Here is a 4,910-nt window from a genome sequence, read left to right on the forward strand (position 1 = left end):
CCCCCCCCGATGTCCGGCCTCAATCCCGCCCAGCAGGAAGCCGTCAACTACCTGCATGGGCCCTGCCTGGTGCTCGCAGGTGCCGGCTCCGGCAAGACGCGCGTGATCACGCACAAGATCGGGCGGCTGATCCAGGCTGGGCTGGAAGCGAACCGCATCGCCGCCATCACCTTCACCAACAAGGCGGCGGCCGAGATGCGCGAGCGCGCCAAGGCCCTGGTGGGCCGGCCGGCGCGCGAGATCCTGATCTGCACCTTCCACGCGCTGGGCGTGCGCATGCTGCGCCAGGACGGCGCCGCGCTGGGCCTGAAGCCCGCTTTCTCCATCCTGGACTCGGACGACGTCACCAGCATCCTGAAGGACGCCGGCGGCACCACGGACGCGGCCACGGCGCGGCAGTGGCAATGGGCGATCAGCCTGTGGAAGAACGTGGGCCTGAACGCGGCGCAGGCCGAGGCCCAGGCCAAGGACGACCTGGAACGCACCACGGCGCGCATCATGGCGCGCTACGAGGAGCGCCTGGCCGCCTACCAGGGCGTGGACTTCGACGACCTGATCGGGCTGCCGCTCAAGCTGCTGCGCGACCACCCCGAGGTGCGCGAGAAGTGGCAGCAGCAGCTGGGCCACGTGCTGGTCGACGAGTACCAGGACACCAACGCCACCCAGTACGAGCTGCTCAAGCTGCTGGTGGGCGCGCGCGGCCGCTTCACCGCCGTGGGCGACGACGACCAGTCCATCTACGGCTGGCGCGGCGCCACGCTCGACAACCTGAAGAAGCTGCCGGTCGACTACCCCACGCTCAAGGTCATCAAGCTGGAGCAGAACTACCGCTCCACCAGCGCGATCCTGCGGGCGGCCAACAACGTGATCGGGCCCAACCCCAAGCTCTTTCCCAAGACGCTGTTCTCGGAGCTGGGCGAAGGCGAACCGGTGCGCATCGCCGACTGCGACCACGAGGAGCACGAGGCCGAGCGCGTGGTGGCGCGCATCCAGTCCATCCGGGCCAACGGCCAGTCCAAGGACTGGAAGGATTTCGCGGTGCTGTACCGGGCCAACCACCAGGCCAAGGTGCTGGAGCAGGCGCTGCGCCGCGCGCAGATCCCCTACAAGGTTTCGGGCGGGCAGAGCTTCTTCGACCGCGCGGAGATCAAGGACCTGTGCGCCTGGCTGCGGCTCATCGTCAACAACGACGACGACCCGGCCTTCCTGCGGGCGGTGACCGCGCCCAAGCGCGGCATCGGTCACCAGACGCTGCAGTCGCTGGGCGTGTTCGCGGGCAAGTACAAGCTGAGCCTGTTCGAGGCGCTGTTCTCCTCCTCGCTCTCCAGCGCGATCTCCAGCCGCTCGCTGGGCGGCCTGCACGAGTTCGGCCGCTACGTGAACGACCTGGAGCACCGCGCCCGCCACACCAGGGGCGCCGAGGACGCGCGCACCTTCCTCACCGAATGGCTCAAGGACATCGGCTACGAGAAGCACCTGTACGACGGCGAGGAGAACGAGAAGGTCGCCGCCGCGCGCTGGACCAACGTGCTGGAGTTCTGCGACTGGATGGCGCAGCGCTGCGGCGGCGAGATCGACGACACCGCGGGCGTCACCACGGCCAGTGAGCGCAAGACCCTGCTGGAGGTGGCGCAGACGGTGTCCCTGCTGTCCACCATCAGCGAGCGCGAGCAGGACCAGAACCTGGTGACCCTGTCCACGCTGCACGCCTCCAAGGGGCTGGAGTGGCCGCACGTGATCCTGGTCGGCGTGACCGAGGGCATGCTGCCCTTCAAGCTGGAGGACGAAGCCGGCGGCGGCGAGTCGGTGCTGCAGCGCCTGCAGGAGGAGCGGCGCCTGATGTACGTGGGCATCACCCGGGCGCAGCGCTCGCTGGTGGTGAGCTGGAGCAAGAAGCGCAAGAAGGGACGCGAGCTGGTGGCCGCGCAGCCCAGCCGCTTCATCGCCGAGATGTCGCTGGAGAAGACGAGCACCCGCGAGGACCCGCGCGAGAAGCTCAAGGCCCTGCGCGCCGAGTTCGCCAAGCGCTCGGCCGAGTCCGAAGCCGCCGCCGCGGCCGCGGCGGCTCAGGGCAAGGGATAGGGCACGTCGTCCGGCGTTTCCAGCACCAGGCTGCGCCACTGCGCCTGCCAGTCGGGGCCGAAGCTCTCGGGGTCGCGCTCGGCCAGGTAGGCCACCATCTCCATGTGGTTCACGTGCCGCTCGCGCGGCAGCAGGTCCAGGCGCGCGCGGCCCTGGATGTGGGCCATCAGGCTGCGCGCCATCAGGGCGTAGGCCAGCGTGGCCGAACCGATGCCGTCCAGCTGCACGCCGGGCAGGTACAGGTTGGGCGCCTCCAGGCTGCGGAACAGGCCGCCGCAGCGCTCACTCACCGCCTGCGGGCTGCGGGCCTCGCGCAGGCCCGCCACCTCCAGCCAGCCCAGGTCGAAGGCATAGCCCGTGCCCCACAGCAGCAGGTCGGCCTGCAGCCGGGTGCCGTCGGCCAGCACCACCTCGTCGCCCTCGATGGCGGCCACCGCGCCGGGGTGGCGCGCCAGTTCGGCGAAGCGCTCCACCATCAGCGGCCGCCCCGGCATCAGCTGGTCGTGCGCGACGTCGAAGGGCTGGGCGGGCAGGATCGCGTCCAGGCCGAACTTCGCATAGCGGGCGCGCAGGTCCTGGCGCAGCATCGCGTTCTGCTCGGCGATGCCCAGGCCCGCCATCTGCAGCCGCGCGTAGTCGCGCACGCTGCCCGCCACGTGCTTGGGCTTGCGGCTGGGCACGAACCAGCGCAGGCCGCGGTAGACCCATGCGATGTGCGCGGCGCCGTGCAGCAGCGACTGCTCCAGCAGGTCGTAGGCGGAAGCGCCGCCGCCCACCACCACCACGCGCAGTCCGGCCAGCGTCGCGGGGTCGCGCAGCGCGCTGGAGTGCAGCTCGCGGACCCGGGCCTGCACGCGCTGCACGGGTGGCACCACGGGCCGCTCGTGGCCGCCCGTGGCAAGCAGGTGGTGCGCGCGGAAGGTGCCGGCGGGCGTCTCCAGCGTCCAGGCGCCGTCCGCGTGGCGCGCGCGCTGCACCGGGGTGGCGGCCAGGATGCGGTCGCGCACGCCGGCGCGGTCGGCCCAGTCCTCGATGTGGGCCAGGATCTGCGGCTGCGCCGGCCCGGCCGTCACCCGGTCGCCCAGCGACCAGTCGTGCGGGCTGATCTGGATGTCCTGCCAGGCGGGCAGGTGGCGCCACAGCCCGCCGGGGCCGTCCTGGCGCTCGAAGGCCAGCGCGTCCACGCCGGCGCGCCGCGCGTAATCCAGCGCCACCACGCCGGCGATGCCGGCCCCCACGATCGCCAGGTCCAGGGTGCGGTCCATGCGCAGCCTCCTCGGGGCATTCTGCGGCCCGGACGGCGGCGCCGCAAGGCGGCCGGCGCTCAGAGCTTGAAGTCGTACTCCACGGTGATGGGCGCGTGGTCGGAGAAGCGCTCGGCCTTGTAAATCTCCTCGTGGCGCGCGCAGGCGGCGACCGCCGGCGTCGCCAGGTGGTAGTCCAGCCGCCAGCCCACGTTCTTGGCCCAGGCCTGGCCGCGGTTGCTCCACCACGTGTAGCACTCTTCGGTGGTTTCGGGCTTGAGGCGGCGGTAGACGTCCACCAGGCCGGTTTCGGAGAGCAGCTTGCCCATCCAGGCCCGCTCCTCGGGCAGGAAGCCGCTGTTCTTGCGGTTGCCCTTCCAGTTCTTCAGGTCGATCTCCTGGTGGGCGATGTTGACGTCACCGCACAGGATGAATTCGCGCTGGGCCTTGAGCGCGGCCAGCCGCGGGTCCATCAGGTCCAGGAAGCGGAACTTGGCCTGCTGGCGCTCCTCGCCGGAGGAGCCACTGGGAAAGTAGCAGCTGATGATGGAGAACTTGCGCGCGGGCGTGTCGAAGCGCAGCTCCACGTAGCGGCCCTCGGCGTCGAAGGCCTCGTCGCCGATGCCCACGATGACGTCGCTGGGGGCATGCTTCGTGTAGATCGCGACGCCGGAATAGCCCTTCTTCTGCGCGAAGTGGAAATGGCCCCGCAGGCCCGCGAGTTCCTCGAAGCGGCCTTCGATATCCTCGGACTGGGCCTTGACCTCCTGCACGCAAATACAATCGGGCCCTGTCCTGGCGACCCAGCCCTCCACGCCCTTGCTGGCCGCCGAGCGGATGCCATTGAGGTTGAGGCTGGTCAGTTTGAACAAGGAATTGCCCATGGCGATGGATGATGCGGGCCAGGATGCGCTGGCCCAGGAGTTCGTGCAGTTCTCGGTGGAGTCCGGGGTGCTGCGTTTCGGCCAGTTCAAGACCAAGGCCGGGCGCATGTCGCCGTACTTCTTCAACGCCGGCCTGTTCGACGATGGCGCGAAGCTCGGCCGGCTGGCGCAATTCTATGCACGCCGCATCCTGGCGTCGGGCATCGAGTTCGACATGCTGTTCGGCCCGGCCTACAAGGGCATCCCGCTCGCGGCGGCCACGGCCGTCGAACTGGCGCGCCTGGGCCGCAACGTGCCCTACGCCTACAACCGCAAGGAAGCCAAGGACCACGGCGAGGGCGGCAGCCTGGTGGGCGCGCCGGTGCAGGGCCGGGTGCTGGTGATCGACGACGTGATGAGCGCCGGCACCGCCGCGCGCGAATCCATCGCCATCATCCGCGCCGCCGGCGCCACGCCGCACGCGGTGGCGATCGCCCTGGACCGGCAGGAGAAGGCCACCGAGAACGGCCAGGACACCGAGCACAGCGCGGTGCAGTACGTGGAGCGCGTGCTCGGCCTGCAGGTCTGTTCCATCGCCAGGCTGGCCGACCTGCTCGCCTACCTGGCGACGCACAGCGACGGCGCCCTGGCCGGCTACCATGCCCAGGTGCTGGAATACCGCCGCCGCTACGGCGTCGACTGAAGGCCCCACCCCATGCCC

At 70.4% G+C, this 4,910-nt stretch carries 4 protein-coding genes; 2 read left to right on the forward strand and 2 right to left on the reverse strand.

Annotated features, from left to right (window positions below; translation table 11 throughout):
• Positions 1 to 9: 9 nt before the first annotated feature.
• Positions 10 to 2,082 (forward strand): ATP-dependent helicase, encoded by a 2,073-nt coding sequence (locus IM725_RS19530; protein ID WP_193782314.1) that lies wholly within the window; start codon positions 10 to 12, stop codon positions 2,080 to 2,082.
• Here IM725_RS19530 and IM725_RS19535 read toward each other — a convergent pair.
• Together IM725_RS19535 and IM725_RS19540 are read right to left on the reverse strand one after the other, a co-directional pair.
• The gene (locus tag IM725_RS19535; RefSeq protein ID WP_193782315.1) at positions 2,067 to 3,347 is read right to left on the reverse strand and encodes an FAD-dependent oxidoreductase; all 1,281 of its coding nucleotides are present in this window, start codon (positions 3,345 to 3,347) and stop codon (positions 2,067 to 2,069) included. The two genes, IM725_RS19530 and IM725_RS19535, sit on opposite strands and share 16 nt — an antisense overlap.
• A gap of 59 nt (positions 3,348 to 3,406) precedes the next feature.
• Positions 3,407 to 4,198: an exodeoxyribonuclease III gene (locus IM725_RS19540; RefSeq protein ID WP_193782317.1), complete on the reverse strand. Its 792-nt coding sequence runs from the start codon at positions 4,196 to 4,198 to the stop codon at positions 3,407 to 3,409.
• Between the two features lie 10 nt (positions 4,199 to 4,208).
• On the opposite strand from IM725_RS19540, the gene pyrE reads away from it, so the two are divergent.
• Positions 4,209 to 4,892, forward strand: a complete 684-nt coding sequence (gene pyrE / locus IM725_RS19545; protein WP_193782316.1) for an orotate phosphoribosyltransferase — start codon at positions 4,209 to 4,211, stop codon at positions 4,890 to 4,892.
• Positions 4,893 to 4,910 lie beyond the last annotated feature (18 nt).

The organism is Ramlibacter aquaticus (assembly GCF_015159745.1).
GTDB classification, from domain to species: Bacteria; Pseudomonadota; Gammaproteobacteria; order Burkholderiales; family Burkholderiaceae_C; genus Ramlibacter; species Ramlibacter aquaticus.